Here is a 474-nt window from a genome sequence, read left to right as displayed (position 1 = left end):
AACCCCCACCACACACACAAACAACCACCCCCCCAACCAAAAAAAAAACAAAACCACACCAACCAAAAAACCCAACCCCACACCCAAACCCACCACCACCCCAACAACCAACCCCAACAACACACACACCCACCAAACAACAAACCCCAAAAAACAACAAAAAAACAAACACCACAACAAAAAAAAAAACCAAAACACCAACAACCAACAACAACCCCACCCCAACCACCAACCCCCCCCCCCAAAAAAAACCCCAAAAACAACACCACCCCACCAACAAGCACAAAAAACAACAAACAAACAAACCCAACCCCACACACAACCACACAACCCACCCAAAAAACACCAACCCCCCACCCCAAACCAACACCCACCCACAAAAAAACACCACCAAAAAAACCCAACCAAAACAAAACAATCCACCACCACACACCCCCAACCACTACCCAACCCAACCAACACACAACACAAACA

At 47.3% G+C, this 474-nt stretch carries 1 pseudogene; it reads left to right on the top strand.

Annotation, left to right across the window (positions count from 1 at the left end):
- Positions 1–474: pseudogene (locus ACTHUT_RS21840) on the top strand (hypothetical protein); the annotation flags it as partial.

The organism is Neisseria sp. P0022.S010, assembly GCF_051956635.1.
This window is presented reverse-complemented; position numbering and strand designations above follow the sequence as displayed.